The sequence below is a fragment of the Acidobacteriota bacterium genome (assembly GCA_035471785.1).
GTDB lineage: Bacteria > Acidobacteriota > UBA6911 > RPQK01 > DATIPO01 > JANQFM01.
On sequence record DATIPQ010000007.1, the window covers coordinates 23442 to 37727 of the forward strand.

A 14286-nucleotide genomic window follows, 5' to 3' on the forward strand; every position below is an offset into this window, starting at 1 on the left:
TTTTTATACATTTTTGTAGAAAAATAAGCCCCGCTCGGCACTTTCCCGGGCAGACGGATACAATAGTGAAGATGACAAAGCGCCGACTCCTTCACCGGCTGGCCTGGGTCTTGGGCGGGCTGGCTTGTCTGGCAGGGCTGCTCTGGTGGGGGACGCTCCCCGAAGTGGAGTCCTTCCAGGCCGTGAAGGAGAACTTCAGCCGCTCTGACGCGGTCTTCCTGAGCCGGCAAAAAGAGGTGCTTCAAGAGGTCCGCGTCGATATGCAGGGACGGCGCCTGCGCTGGACGCCACTGGCGGACATCTCCCCTGCTTTGAGAGAAGCCGTGCTGCTGGCCGAGGACCGGCGCTTTTTCTCTCACGCGGGGGTGGATTGGAGAGCGGCGGCGGGCGCCGCAACGGATTGGCTGAGGGGTCAGGGACTACGCGGAGCCAGCACCATCAGCATGCAGGCCGCCGCCTTGATCGATCCCCGGCTGCGGGCCCAGGGACGCCGTTCCTGGATGCAGAAGTGGAATCAGGTGCTGACCGCCCGGGCCCTTGAGAGCAGTTGGAGCAAAGAGGAGATTCTGGAGGCTTACCTCAACCTGGTCTGGTTCCGCGGCGAACTGCAAGGGGTGGAAGCAGCCTCCCGCGGACTCTTCGGCAAGCGTCCCCACGGGCTGGAGCGGGCTGAGGCGGCGCTGGCGGCCGCCCTCATCCGCGCTCCCAACGCCTCCTGGGAGCAGGTGGCGCAGCGCGCCCAGTTACTCTGGGAGGGAGCCTCGCCGGCCCAGCGCCAGGAAATGGACGGCCTGGCGCGTCGGGCGTTGAGCGGGGGCTACCGCGTTGCGGGCCGGGCCGATGAGGCCTTTCACGCCGCCCGCCGGATGCTGGGCGGAGAAGAGTCGGGCGCCTCGCCCATTCATTCTACCCTGGACGCCCCATTGCAGCGCTATGCCGCTCAGGTTCTGCGCCAGCACCTGGGCCATCAGGACGGACGCAACGTTTCCGACGGCGCCGTGCTGGTGGTCGACAACGCCTCGGGACAGGTCTTGGCCTACCTGGGAGGCAGCGCTGAGCTTTCCAGCGCCCGCTATGTGGACGGCGTGCAGGCCCTGCGCCAAGCCGGCTCGACGCTCAAGCCCTTCCTCTACGGACTGGCTTTCGAGCGGCGCCTCTTGACGCCGGCTTCGCTGCTGCGCGACGAGCCCATGGAGGTGGCGGTGGGGGGAAGCGTCTACCGTCCCCAGAACTACGACCAGAGCTTTCGGGGATGGGTGACGGCGCGGGTGGCGCTGGCTTCTTCGCTCAACGTCCCCGCCGTTCAAGTGTGGCAGACGGTAGGAGGCGAGCCCTTTGTGGAACGCCTGCGCCGGCTGGGCATAGGTCCCCTGCTGGAGGCTGATTTCTACGGACCTTCGCTGGCCCTGGGATCGGCCGAAGTCCGTTTGTGGGACATGGTCAACGCCTACCGGACGCTGGCCAACGGCGGCCTTTGGACGCCCCTCACCCTGCGCCTGTCGGGCCGGGACGCGGCCGAGGACGCACCCCGCAGGGTCTACACGCCGGAGGCGGCCTTTTTGTTGGGCCGCATCCTCTCCGACCGCCAGAGCCGGGCCGCCACCTTCGGCCTGGAAAGCGCGCTGGCCACCCGCTTCTGGACCGCCGTCAAGACGGGAACCAGCAAGGACATGCGCGACAACTGGTGCTTGGGCTATTCCAGCCGCTACACGGTGGGGGTGTGGGTGGGCAACTTCTCGGGAGAGCCCATGTGGGACGTCAGCGGCGTCACCGGAGCGGCCCCGGTCTGGCTCGACCTCATGAACCGTCTTCACGAGAGCCTCCCCAGCCAGCCTCCGGATGCTCCCCCAGGGGTGGTGGAAGCGCGGGTTAGGATGGCGCTGCAAGGGGAGGTGAGCAAGGAGTGGTTTTTGCGCGGCAGCCAGCCGCGCGAGGTGCGCCCGCGTCCGGCCGCTGCCGCAGCCGCCCGCATTCTCTCGCCGGCTGCCGACACCGTCTTCGCCCTCGATCCCGAGATTCCCGACAAGCGGCAACGCCTCTTCTTTCGCCTCGACGACTGTCCCCACTGCCGCTGGCGCCTCAACGGAGAGGATCTGGGGCCGGCCTCGGCAAAGATCTCCTGGAAGCCGGTGCCCGGACGCCACCTGCTGCAACTGATCGGCTGTCCCCCGTCTCAAGCCTCCTGCAACGGTCCTGTGCTCGACGCCGTCACTTTCCAGGTGCGCGGCTCATTGGATTAAGGGCCCAACTCGCAAGTCCGGATTGGGGGGTTGGGCTAGGGCTTTTTTTCCAGTTCTTTGGCCAATTCGATCAAGGCCTGTTTGGCCTGCGGGTGGGAGCTGTCGCCCAACTCCCGGATAGCGGCTTTGCGCAGGCGCAGGCTGGGATGGGTGCGGGCGATGGAGACCACCGTGTCGACTCCGCGGCCTTGAGGAATGTTGAGCAGGGCCTCCAGGGCCTCGCGCTGCACCCGGTAGTCGGCGTCGTTTTCGGCCACCCGCTGCAAGGTGGGCAGGATTCTCTCCGAGGCCTGGCGTCCCAGTTGCTCCAGCGCTTCCCGGCGGACGGCCGGCTGGGCGTGAGATTCCGCCGTGGCGATGAGCGTGGACAAAGTGTCCTGGGCGGGGAAGCGGGCCAGGGCCTCAACCGCCTCCTTCTGGGCGCTGGCCGGAATGTCGGCTTGCAGCGCTTCTTGCAGGACCCTGCGTGCCGGGGCGTCCTTGCGTTTGCCCAGGGATTCGGCGGCTTCGCAGCGGACTTTCTCGTCCGGGTGCTGGAAGAGGACGCGCCGCAGGGCATTGAGCCCCTGGTCGTCGGCAAAGTAGGCCAGGGATTCCACCGCCTCCCGGGCTACGCGGGAATTGCTGTCCTCGAAGGCGCTTTGCTGCAGCGCCTGGACGGACCGCTCGGTCTTGTGACGGCGCAATTGCTCGGCGGCTTCCCGGCGCAGGTCGGGCTCGCCGTTCTCGCGCAGCACTTCGATCAGGGCCGCTTCGGCGCGGGCCAGGGATATGGCTCCCAGGGCCTCGACGGCCTCTTTGCGCACGGCCGCGGAAGCGTCGTTTTGCAACGTCCGCTGCAGCAGGCCCACCGACTCGGGGGTCTGCACCATGCGCAGTCCTTCGGCGGCCTCGCGGCGGACGTCCGCCGACTCTTCGTGCGAGAGCACCTGCTGCATGAAGGCAAGCGCTTGCCGGGGCAGGTCGTGGAAGGCTGCCGCCTCAACCACTTCCTTGCGGGCTTTTTCCGCCTCTTCGCCTTGATAGAGGCTGCGCATCAACCTGAAACCTTCTGCCGCTTCCACCTGCCCCGCCCACACCAGCGGATGGTCCTCCAGCGGAAAGGGGAACTCGACGTTGCCGCGCACCATGTTGCGCAGTTGGTGGGCGGCGCCGTCCTCGCTCTTGAAGTAAAGCAGGACGGCCACGGTTTTCTGCACCATTTCCTCGGGATCGGGGCTGAAGTGATCTTCGAACACCGTGGCGGGATCGTCGAGCAGGGGCAGCAGTGAGCGGCCGTAGGTGGAGACCAGTCCGTCGCGCAGGGTCATGCGGTAGGAGTTGAGCACGTGGGCGTCCCGGCGCATGTTGCGGCGGAAGGCATAGCCGAACCAGAAGGCGTCCTGGGAGGAGGCTTGGGACTGCCCGCGGGCCCACTCCAGTTTTTGTTCCAGAGCGCCCTGAGGCGCCCGCTCCAGGTTCTGAGCCAGGCCTGTCAGGCTCAGCAGCAAGAAAGTCAGGCAAAGGATTACTCTTCTTTTCATCTTCTCTCCTCTCGAATTTTGGACGTGGCCGAGAGATTCCGGTTGGCCCGATCTGGCAGTCGGCTCCTAGTTGCGGTTGAGGATCTCTACCAGCGCCTGTTTGGCGGCCGGGGTGCCAATTTCGCCCAGCGAGTTGACGGCCGCGCGGCGGACCGCCGTATGAGCGTCCTCCATGGCGGCTTTCTTGAGGGCCTCCACCGAGCGGTCGTCATTGAATTCGCCCAGCCCGCGGGCCGCTCGCAGGCGGCAGGCGTGGCTGCGGTCCTGGCCCAGGATCTGGGCCAGCGTGAGCAGGGATTCCTCGCTGCGGAACTCGTCCAGCATTCGTACGGCGGTTTCGCGCATCACCGGGCTGGCGGCATTGAGGGCCAGATCGCGGACGAAGGGAAAGGCAATCTCGTCGTCCATGTCGGCGATCGCGGCCAGCGCCGTCTTGCGGACTTCGTTGTCGCCGTGTGACATGACCAGTTCCCTCAAGAAAGGCAGCACCATCTCGGAGGGGAAGTCGTCGCCCAGGACCAGGAGCGCGCGCCGCCGCGTCCTCTCCAGCACGGCTTGTTCGAAGACCTGGCGCAGGGCATCGAAGCCCGCCTGGTCATTGATATCGCCGATGGCTCCCAGGGCGGCCCGTCCCATCACTTCCTGCTCGCTTTGGATGGCGATCTGGGTCAGGTAAGCGAGTTCCTGGCGGGCCGCCAGTTCGCCGATGCTGCGGACGGCGTAGGCCCGGTTCTCATGAGGCTGGGAGGCGTCTGCCGCGATTTCTTTGAGGAAGGGAACCACGTCGGCTTCGCCTTCCCGCTCGCCCAGCGAGCGCAGGGCCCGCTGGCGGACTTTGTGAGAGGCGTCATTGCGGGCGATTTCCATCAGGGACTGAGTGGCCCGCTCGCTGCGGAAGTCTTCCAGCACCCGTGCCACGCGCTCGCGCACGTCCTCTCTTTGGCTGCGGCGGTAGAGTTCGAGTACGGCTTCCAGCGACTCGTCGTCCCCGATGTCTTCCAGGGCCGAGATGGCCATCAAGGCCAGTTCCTCGTCCTGCCCCTCCCGCATGGCCGACACTTTTTCGGCGTACTGGTCCATTCCTTGGCGGGCCAGGGTATGCCCGATGGTGATCATCTGGGCCTCGGCGTCGTCGCGGTAGCGTGTATTGGGATGCCGTTCGACCAAGGATTCGTAGCATCCGAAGGCTTGGGGAGTGTCTCCATCGCGCTTGACCTGAATGGTGCACAGCCAGTACTCGGAGTCATCGGCCCAGCGGCTCTTGGGGTAGCGTTGCAGCAGGTTGCGGAAGCCGGCCTCGGACTGGTCGTAATTCTCGGCCAGGTAGAGGTTCCAGGCACTTTGATAGAGCTTGGCGGCCTCCTCCTGGGCTTCGTTGGCGGCCCGGGAATTGGCGGGCGCCGCCAGGGAGGCCATCGTCAAGCTGAGCCAAACCGAGAGAATGATTTTCAGGGTTCGCATAGTTCTCCTTCTTTCTCTTTTATCTCTTCAAGAATTGAGGCGGCCTTCAGGCGGCCTCTTTGCTTTTCGTATCCTTCTGGGGGACCACCGGGTGGGGACGGATCTTCTGCAACTGGATCTTGATGAGGATGCCGCTGCTTTCCACACCCTGTCGGATGATTTCGATGCCTTCCACGTCGTGTTGAGCTTCCAGATTGGCGATCTGGCGCAGGATGCTTTCCAGGTCGGCGATCAGCTCCACCACTTCGCGGCTTTCCCGGTCATCCAGGCTGCCCCGCAGGTAGCTGGCTTCCTCCAGCAGGCGGCGCGAAAGCTGCTTTTGGGGAGCCAGGTCGAAGGACTCGATGCCTTCGGCTTCGGGGTCGAGATTGGCCAGCCCCACCAGCAGCGCCTGGGAGCTGGAGACGTAACCTCCTACGCGGAGGGCCAAGGCCTCGGTGGGTGAAGGGCTGTCGGCTCCGTCAGCGGTCGCGTCGGTGGCCGAGGCCAGGTCGGCGGGTCCTCCATCGACCGAGGGGCCGCGGTCGATGGTCATGCGTCCGATGACGACGCCCAGGGCGATCAAGGCGATCCCCGCCGCCATCTGCATCAGCCACCGGCGATTGCTGCGGGAGTCTGAGCTGGTAAACGGCTGGGTCTTGGTTTCCCGGGCGCTGTGCAGGATCTGGTCTTGCAGGCGCCGCAGCGAAGAGGCCGTCTCCGGCGAGTCCTCAGCGGGCTGAGGGCGTTGGCGCCGGCTCATGACCTCCAGGGTGGCGCGCAGCGATTCGAATTCGCGCCGGCACCCGGCGCAGGACTTGAGATGGGCTTGAAGGCTTCTTTGGCGGTGTTGGTCCAGTTCGCCGTAGAGTCCTTCTAGGAAATCTTCTTGTATTTGGGCGCAAGTTCTCATTGCGATCCCTCCAATCCGGGCATTCCCGATGCACCCGTCCCGACCTCGGGACGGTAGGCGGCCAATTGATCGCGCAGCCGCCGGATGGCGCGGAATAAGGTCGTTTTGACGGTTCCTTCGCTGCAGGAGAGCACTTCGGCGATTTCCCGCAGCTTGAGGTTCTGGTAGTGGCGCAGCACGAAGACCGAGTGCTGGCGCGGAGAAAGCGTTTTCAAGGCTCTGCGGATGTCCTCCTGGATTCCCGCCGAACGCACTCTGCGTTCGGGGTTGCCTTGCGGGGAACGGTCGGCGGGCGGCTTGAAGTGAAGCACGCTCCGCTCGTCGTCCCAACTGTCGTAATCGCGCATGGCGGCCTCCGATTTCTTGCGCACCTTGTCGATGTGGGTGTTGACGGCGATGCGGTAGAGCCAGGTGCCGAACTGGGCCTCGCCGCGGAACTTCTTGAGCGACTTGTAGGCCTTGATGAAGACTTCCTGCACCAGGTCTTCGGCGTCATGGTGATTCCCGGTCAGGTCGAGCGCCAGGAAGAAGATCTTCTCGCTGTGCTCTCCCACCAGGTTTTCGAAGGAAGGCATCCTGTCCGCCGCCTCGTTCAATCTCCCCCCCATGCCGATCGCGATACTAGCCATTATCTCCTCGCACACCCCCTTAGTCGAAGCGGGGTTGCGATTGGTTGACATCCACAGCTCTCATCGGACTGGAAAATTGTAGTTCGGCCTCGCGGGTCATTGGCCTTGCGTTGTGCATTTCTGGCGGCTATTGATGTCAGCGCCCTCCGGGCTGCCAGGCAACAGGCGTGCAGTCAGGTGGATTTGGTAGACTTTGGGGGCTGGGCTTGGTGTGTTTCGGGGTGGCGAGGCAGTTTGAGTGAGGTCATGATGAGTCGATTTGTGGAATTGGGCGCGGTGTGGCGGATGGTGGTTTTGGGGTTGGTGGCGGCAGCGTTCGGGGGGGCGTTGTTGGGCCAGACCCGCGAGGTTCCGGTGGAGGGGCTGATTTATGATTTGCAGCATCCTGATCCGGAGCGCAAGAAAGAGGCGGCGCGGTTGTTGGGGGCCAACAAAGTCAGGGATGCCGTGCCTCAGTTGGTGGACGTGAGCAGCGATCCCAATGACGGCGTGCGGCTCGAGGTGATGCGCGCACTGGTGGCGATCAACGACACACGGGCCCTGCCGGCCTACATCGAACGCCTCGACGATCCCAAGAACGCCATACAGCGCAAGGCCATCGAGGGCCTCGTCGACATGTACGTCTACCAGGAAGGCGGATTCGTCAAAGGGGTGGAAAAGGCCGTCGACTTCCTCAATCCGCTCTCCGACGACTTCAATCCGCTCATGGTGGAACCCTACGTCCCCGTCAGCCAGCGGGCCGTGGACGGTCTGGCCAGGCTGCTGCAGGACGACGACGACCAGGTGCGCGAGAAGGCCGCCGAAGCGCTGGGAATCCTGCGGGCCCGCTCGCGGGTGGCCGAGGTGCGCGAGGCGCTCAGCCGCGAAGACGACAAGGAGGTCAAGGTCGAGTTGATCAGGGCGGCCTACAAGATCGCCGATCCCTCGGTGGGCGGCGCGCTGCTCCCGCTGGTGGAGGACGACAGCAAGGAAGTGCGCGACGAGGCCATTTTCGCCCTGGGACGCCTGCGCATCGAGGAAGCCGTCCCCCGGCTGACCGAACTGCTGGACGTGAAAGAGCGGCGGCGCCTCTGGAAGGTGGTTCCCGTGAGCGGCAAGGACGACCTTGAAAAGCGCGCCTTCATCGCCCTTTCCCATATCGGCGATGCCCGCTCCAAAGGCGTCTTCATCAACGGCCTGGCCGATCCCCGCCAGGACTTCCGGCGCTATGCCGCCGAAGGACTGGCCCGCATCGGCGAAGCCGACCAGAACCTCATCCGCGACCTGGCCCGCGACCAGCTTCGAGCCGACAGCAAGCAGGTCAAGCTGGCCCTCTCCTTCGCCCTTTACCGGCTGGGACGTCCCGAGCACCTGGTGGCGCTGGTCGACGACATCGGACGCAACCAGGCCTTCAACTACCTGCTGGAACTGCAGCCTGCGGAGATCGACCAGCTCATCCCCTACCTGGAGAGCGAATCCAAGCCCATCAAAGTGCGCCTGCTGGAAGTGATCGGGATCCGCGGCAACGCCTCCCACCTCGCCGAGGTGGAACGCTGGAGCCGTTCCGAGGACGCCGAAATCGTGTCCGCCGCCAACATGGCCGGGCGCCGCATCCGGGGCCGGCAGGACAGCTCCTGAGCGGGCCGATATGATATAAAATCCTCTCTCGTAAACAGCCAACGAGGTACGGCCTTGACCATCGACGACATTGCCAATTACTGCGAGTTCAAAGATTGCCAAGTCTCCCTGGGCAGCCCCGAGGCCGGTTTCATTCATGTCGACGGCTACGGATTGGTGCGCAACACCTACAACTACAGGCGCTTTCTGGCTCTCAACGAGCTGGGAGCCCTCTCTTCGCCCGATCAAGTAGTGGAGGCCGCCCAGACCTTCAAGATCAAGGACGCGCGCGGCGAGCGCAGCCTCGACCGCCAGGCTTTCCAGACCGAGATGAACAAGGTGCTGGCCTTGCTGGACCAATAAGGCGCCAGGCACTCCATGCACATATCCCTTCAAGACGTCCGCAAGCAGTTCGGAGACAAGATGGCCGTGGACGGCGTGTCTTTCCAGGTGCAAAGCGGACGCGTCTTCGGCCTGCTGGGGCCCAACGGCGCCGGCAAGACCACCCTCATCCGCATGCTGATGGACATCCTGCAGCCCGACTCGGGACAGATCCTCTACGGCGGACGGCCTCTCGATACCGTCCTCAAGGACAGCATCACCTACCTGCCCGAGGAGCGCGGGCTCTACCTCAAGCAGAAAGTGCGCCATGTGCTCGAGTATTTCGCCCGCCTCAAGGGCCTTTCCAAGTCCCGCGCCCGGGAGAGGATGGAATACTATCTGGAGCGGCTTGAGATGACGGCCACCGCCGATCAAAAGGTGGAAGAGCTCTCCAAGGGCAATCAGCAGAAGATCCAGTTGATCTCGGTCTTCGTCAGCGAGCCCGACCTGGTTATTCTCGACGAGCCCTTCTCGGGCCTCGATCCCCTCAACGTGCGCCTTTGCAAGTCGCTGCTCAAAGAAGAGAAAGGGAGAGGCACCACCATCCTGCTCTCCACCCACCAGATGAGTCAGGTGGAGGAGCTTTGCGACGACCTGATGATGATCAGCCAGGGCGTGAGGGTGCTCTACGGACCGGTTCAGGACATCATCCACCAGCATTCCGAACCGGCGGTGCTGATCACCTGCCGCCCGGCTCTCGACAGTGACCGGGAGGGAGTGGAAAAAGTCGTCGATTATAACGGGCGCCAGAAAGTCTTCCTGGGCGATGGACTCAAGCCTTCTCAGTTTCTCGGCCGCCTGGCGGCCGACGGCTACGAGATCGAAGATTTCACACGCGCCCTCTACACCCTGGAGGAGATCTTCGTACGGGTGGCCGAGAAGGCCGACGTGCTGGCGCCCGAGGACAGCGAGTTGGCTCGACAGACCCGGGAGGTGGCGTTATGAACAAGCTGTTGCTGGTGGCGCGGCGGGAATACATAGCCACGGTCAACCGCAAGGGCTTCCTCATCGCCACCTTCGGCATGCCGCTCTTTCTGGCGCTGATTTTCGGCTTCTTCGCCGTCATCGGGTTTTTCACGGCCCGGAGCGTACAGGAAGGCGTACGCCTGGTCGGAATCGTCGATGAAGCCGGCGTGCTGAGCATGCAGGCTCGCCAAGACGCGATCGGCGACTCGTCTCCCCCTGAGGGCTTGGACGACATTTTGGACCAGGTTCCCGGATTCTTGCGCGGTCTCCTGCAATCCCAGATCGAGCGGGCCGCCAAAGGTCCCGACCTGCAGTTGCTTGAAAGCCGGCAGGAGGCTGGGGAAGACGATTCTGTCGATGCTTATTACGTCATTCCCGAGGACTTTCGGCAGAGCGGCCAGGTGGAGCTCTACCGTCGCTCGGGCGGAACCTTCGACGACGACCGCCCTGCCTGGAGCACGCTGCAGCGCTGGATTCGGGCCAGCCTGGTGAGCGGAATGGTGGAGCCGTCCACGGCCCGCCTCTTGTGGTCTCCCCTGAGGCTGAAGACCCACGGACTCGACGGGGAAGGCGAGGCTCGCGAGGTGTCCAGCATCTTCGAGCAGATCAGGGGCTTCGTGGTGCCTTACCTGTTCACCATCATCTTTTTCATGGCCGTCATGAGTTCAGCCGGATACCTGCTGCAGGGCGTAGCCGAGGAGAAGGAAAACCGCGTCATCGAAATCCTCTTGTCGTCGGTTACTTCCGACCAACTGCTGGCCGGCAAGGTGCTGGGACAATGCGGAGCCGGACTGACTCAGATCGGGGTGTGGCTGCTGATCGCCTTCATTCCCGCCGTCTCCCTGCTGCCCTTTTTGGAATTTCGTCCGGTCCAGTTCATTACCGCGCCGCTCTATTTCATTCTGGGATTCCTGCTCTTCGGCACGCTGATGGGAGCCTTCGGATCGTTGGGCAACAACGTCAAAGAAAGCCAGCAGTGGGCCATGGTGTGGTCGATTGCCGCCGTCAGTCCATTCTTCGCCATCGCCATCATCCTGCAGCAGCCCAACGGGATGCTGGCCAAGGTCTTGAGCTTCATTCCGCTGACCTCGCCGCTGACCATGGTGCTGCGCACCTCCATGACCGACGTCCCGCCCTGGGAGATCGCCCTCTCGCTGTTGATTCTGATCTTGAGTCTGTTCGTGGTGGTGCGCCTTTCGGCCAAGCTCTTCCGCGTCGGCGTACTGCTCTACGGCAAACGGCCTTCTCTGAGGGAGGTGGCCCGCTGGATGCGGGCGGCCTGAGCCATTCCCATGTTTTCACCCTCGCAGCGCCAGAGCATCGCCCTCGACTATTTCCGGGCCGAGGGAGGCAAGGAGCATCCGGCCTGTCCGCAGTGCGGGGAGGACCTGAGCATCGCGGTCGACTACCAAGCCCTGCCCGACATCGCCTTGCAGGTCCGCTGCCCGGGCTGCCGGGAGGGTTTCCGCTGGCTGTCCGACCGCCTGCCTCAGGACTTCCGCGCCATGGACGTGGCCTATTTCATGGAATGCCTGGCCGAAGACCGTCCTCTGCGCTGCCCCCATGACGATGCCGCCATCGTCTCCCGCCGCTTTTCAGACGGGGTGGTGGAATTCAGATGTCCCTTCTGCAGCCGTTGCGGCCAAGGACGCCGGAACGATTCCGCCTCTTAGAGCGTGTATAAGGCTGGACCGCCGAACTACGCCTGTAGTATCCTGGCGGAGGTCCGGCAGCCCGGTGGAATACCTGATGAAGAAGAAGCAACTGAGCCACCTGCAAATCGACCTGATGAGAGTGCTCTGGGAGCGTGGTGAGGCCACGGTTGCCGAAGTGCACGAGGCCGTCCAGGAACACCGTCCCCTGGCGCTTACCACCGTGGCGACGCTGCTCAAGCGGCTGGAAAAAGGCGGCGTGGTCGGCCATCGCACCGAAGGACGCCAGTTCGTTTACCGTCCGCTGGTGAGCGAGCGGGAGATTCGCCGCTCCATGGTTGCCGACCTGATCGATCACCTCTTCCAGGGCGATTCGGCGGCCCTGGTCGGTCACTTGCTGACAGAGTCCGAGATAGAGCCGGGAGACCTGAAGCAGGTGCGGGCCATTATCGAGGACGCGGAGGACGAGCCCAATGCCTGATTTCACTTTGCCTTGGCAGGAGACGGCGGCGGCTTGGCTGGTGACCTACCTGCTGCACAGCACCCTGCTGCTGGGATCGGTGTGGCTGCTGACCCGCTTGCGGCTGCTGACAAGCAACGAATTGCGCGAAACGCTCTGGAAGGCGGCTCTCACAGGCGGGATGCTGACGGCCACCGTGCAGGCCTGGTCGGGCTATCAGCCCCTGAGCGGGTCCTTCGATCTATTGGCGGCTCTGAACAGCGACCTCAGTGCCAGGCTCGATCACGTCAAGCTGGATGCCGAGGACGGCTCCGGGAGCGGTTTGCCTTCCTTCTCCCGGCTTCCCAAGTCGGCCCCCGGCGCGGTGGGCGAGAGCTCGGGCCAATCCGCCCCCTCCTTGAAATGGCACTCCACGGGAGCGCCGCTGGTTTTCCACTTGCGCACCCCCGGGCCGTCCGCCCAAGGGACCATCAGGCTTCCCAGCCAGGAGAGCCCGCAGGTCGAGTCCTGGTCTTACCGAAGGGAATCCCGCTTGCACGCTTTCGGACCTCTCACCGTCACGCCGCAGGACTCGGCGTCAACCGGGAACTTCACCTTCAAGCTGCGCCCGCTCTCCAATCCCTGGGTGCGGGGCGCACTCTGGATCTGGCTCGTGATCGGCTCTATGCTGGCCCTGCGCGTGCTCATCACCAAGGCGCGGCTGGGCCGTCTTTTGGCGGCACGCACCCCCATCCACCAGGGTCCGCTGCGGGGCATGCTCGATGATCTGTGCCGGCGGGCGGACGCCTCCTACGTCTTGTTGACCCGCAGCGATTTCATCGCCTCGCCGCTGGCCGTGGGCCGGGAAATCTGCATTCCCGCCCGTGCCGAGCGCGAATTGTGTCCGCGTCAACAGCAAGGCATGCTGGCACACGAACTGGCTCACATCGTGCGCCGCGACTCCTTCTGGCTCTTCTTCTCAGCCCTCATTCAGGCCTTCTTCTTCATCCAGCCGCTCAACCGGCTGGCCCGCCGTCGCCTCTGCCGCGAGTCGGAGTACTTGTGCGACGACTGGGCCGTTCGCCAAGTCGGGGAAGGACGATCGTTGGCCCGCTGCCTGGCCGAGGTGGCGGCCTGGATAGAAGCGTCTCCCGCCCCGGCGCTTGCTCCCGGAATGGCCGGCCGCGAGTCAGCCATCGTCAGCCGGGTGCGCCGTCTGGTGGGAGAGACTCCGCCTCCCCGCAGAACCGGCCTGTGGAGCCGTCTGGCCGCGGGATTCCTCTTGCTGCTGTTGGTGGCGGGCCTGGCGCCGGCGGTCAGCGCCTCTTCGCCCGTTAACGTGCTCTTCCAGGGCTTCAGCGACAAGAACCCTCGCATGCGCCACTTCTTCATCAAGATGGACCGGGAAAAGGACGGAAAAGCGCATATCAAGATCGGCCCCCAGGATTCTTCGAATCAGGTCTCACCCAAGGCCAAAAAGCGCTATTTTCTTTGATCGAGACCCTGCCCCTTCTGCGCTAACTTCTTGACTGTCAAGTCTTTGAGGCATACCATTAAAGAAAAAAAAGGGGTAACATCATGGGCTTACTCGACAAGTTAGGTTTCGGCAAAAAAGAAGATAGCTCGGGAGTCAAGCGCTGCCAGGAATGCGGCGCCATACTGCCCGACCACCTCGACTGGTGTCCCACTCAGCACGAAGATCCAGAGCCGCGTACCGTGGAATCACCTGTCCCCGACGACGTGGAAAGGCCCCAGGCCGAGGCCTGAGAATGCCTAAGAAAATCTCGGCGCCTGGGATGGTCAGGGAGTTTCTGCCTGGGGCGGAACGGCCGACAAGAAAGTCAGGCCGTTATTCCCGAACAGCTCTTGGGCCACGATAGGCACCGTGGACTCAAGCCTGATGTATCCGCCCACTTGTCCGGCTGCTTCCGGCACCAGTTGGGCCAAGACCTGTGAAATGCGGTTCTGAGCCGCCAGCATCAAAGTGCCTTCTCCTACCAGACTGCCTTCCGCGTCGAAGACTTGAATCGTGACTTCGGCATCTTGGTCGAGGCTCGGATTGAAGATGGCCAGCCCGGTGAAGATGGACTCGTTATTGGCCACCTGGCTGAAGAAGGCCCGGCTGAAGGTCCGGGCCTGAAGCTGCATGGCGGCAGCCGTTTCGAAACCTACCGGATCGCCGAAGATCACGTCTCCCACCAACCCCGGCGGGTTGGCTTCGACAATGATGGAGCCGGTGCGGACCGCGGAGTTCGAGGGAAGTCCCAGTACGAACAAGTCGCTGGCGTCCCGCTGAAAGGAGCCGTTGGGCATGATGTTGACCATGAAAGGATCGCTGACGAGCACGCCGTTTTCGTCAACAGCCTTAATGGTCACCAAAACCTGCTGATTGGAGGTATTGACCAGGTTCAGGTTGGTGAAGCTGAAGGCTCCTCCCGCCCCGCCGTTGGCGAGTTGAGCCGAGTAGATCGTGTCTACCTGCCCGGGACGGAAGGCATTGATCCCGA

Annotated in this window: 14 protein-coding genes; 9 read left to right on the plus strand and 5 right to left on the minus strand. The window is 63.7% G+C overall.

Annotated features, from left to right (window positions below; genetic code table 11):
• Positions 1-71 precede the first annotated feature (71 nt).
• A complete protein-coding gene (gene pbpC / locus VLU25_01200; protein ID HSR66532.1) occupies positions 72-2240 on the plus strand; it encodes a penicillin-binding protein 1C in 2169 nt (722 codons plus the stop codon).
• Between the two features lie 35 nt (positions 2241-2275).
• On the opposite strand, the gene VLU25_01205 is transcribed toward pbpC, so the two are convergent.
• The 4 genes from VLU25_01205 to VLU25_01220 form a co-directional block, all read right to left on the minus strand.
• Positions 2276-3763, minus strand: coding sequence for a HEAT repeat domain-containing protein (locus tag VLU25_01205; protein HSR66533.1), 1488 nt, complete (start codon positions 3761-3763; stop codon positions 2276-2278).
• Positions 3764-3829: 66 nt separating this feature from the next.
• Positions 3830-5224: a HEAT repeat domain-containing protein gene (locus VLU25_01210; protein HSR66534.1), complete on the minus strand. Its 1395-nt coding sequence runs from the start codon at positions 5222-5224 to the stop codon at positions 3830-3832.
• A gap of 46 nt (positions 5225-5270) precedes the next feature.
• A complete protein-coding gene (locus tag VLU25_01215) occupies positions 5271-6116 on the minus strand; it encodes a zf-HC2 domain-containing protein (protein HSR66535.1) in 846 nt (281 codons plus the stop codon).
• Positions 6113-6745 (minus strand): sigma-70 family RNA polymerase sigma factor, encoded by a 633-nt coding sequence (locus VLU25_01220; protein HSR66536.1) that lies wholly within the window; start codon positions 6743-6745, stop codon positions 6113-6115. Before VLU25_01220 ends, VLU25_01215 begins: the two co-directional genes overlap by 4 nt.
• Before the next feature lie 246 nt (positions 6746-6991).
• Here VLU25_01220 and VLU25_01225 point away from each other — a divergent pair, with 246 nt between their 5' ends.
• From VLU25_01225 to VLU25_01260, 8 genes are all read left to right on the plus strand, one after another.
• Positions 6992-8362, plus strand: a complete 1371-nt coding sequence (locus tag VLU25_01225; GenBank protein ID HSR66537.1) for a HEAT repeat domain-containing protein — start codon at positions 6992-6994, stop codon at positions 8360-8362.
• A gap of 54 nt (positions 8363-8416) precedes the next feature.
• Complete coding sequence (locus tag VLU25_01230) at positions 8417-8704, plus strand: hypothetical protein (protein HSR66538.1); 288 nt, start codon at positions 8417-8419, stop codon at positions 8702-8704.
• Positions 8705-8719: 15 nt separating this feature from the next.
• A complete protein-coding gene (locus tag VLU25_01235) occupies positions 8720-9667 on the plus strand; it encodes an ATP-binding cassette domain-containing protein (protein ID HSR66539.1) in 948 nt (315 codons plus the stop codon).
• Positions 9664-10971, plus strand: a complete 1308-nt coding sequence (locus tag VLU25_01240; protein ID HSR66540.1) for an ABC transporter permease — start codon at positions 9664-9666, stop codon at positions 10969-10971. The genes VLU25_01235 and VLU25_01240 overlap by 4 nt, the downstream gene beginning before the upstream one ends.
• A gap of 9 nt (positions 10972-10980) precedes the next feature.
• Complete coding sequence (locus VLU25_01245; protein HSR66541.1) at positions 10981-11361, plus strand: hypothetical protein; 381 nt, start codon at positions 10981-10983, stop codon at positions 11359-11361.
• A gap of 76 nt (positions 11362-11437) precedes the next feature.
• Positions 11438-11821, plus strand: a complete 384-nt coding sequence (locus VLU25_01250) for a BlaI/MecI/CopY family transcriptional regulator (protein ID HSR66542.1) — start codon at positions 11438-11440, stop codon at positions 11819-11821.
• The gene (locus tag VLU25_01255; GenBank protein HSR66543.1) at positions 11814-13274 is read left to right on the plus strand and encodes a M56 family metallopeptidase; all 1461 of its coding nucleotides are present in this window, start codon (positions 11814-11816) and stop codon (positions 13272-13274) included. Before VLU25_01250 ends, VLU25_01255 begins: the two co-directional genes overlap by 8 nt.
• An 83-nt stretch (positions 13275-13357) precedes the next feature.
• Complete coding sequence (locus VLU25_01260; protein HSR66544.1) at positions 13358-13546, plus strand: hypothetical protein; 189 nt, start codon at positions 13358-13360, stop codon at positions 13544-13546.
• Between the two features lie 33 nt (positions 13547-13579).
• On the opposite strand, the gene VLU25_01265 is transcribed toward VLU25_01260, so the two are convergent.
• Positions 13580-14286: hypothetical protein (locus tag VLU25_01265; protein ID HSR66545.1), on the minus strand; the 707-nt coding region annotated here is incomplete at its 5' end.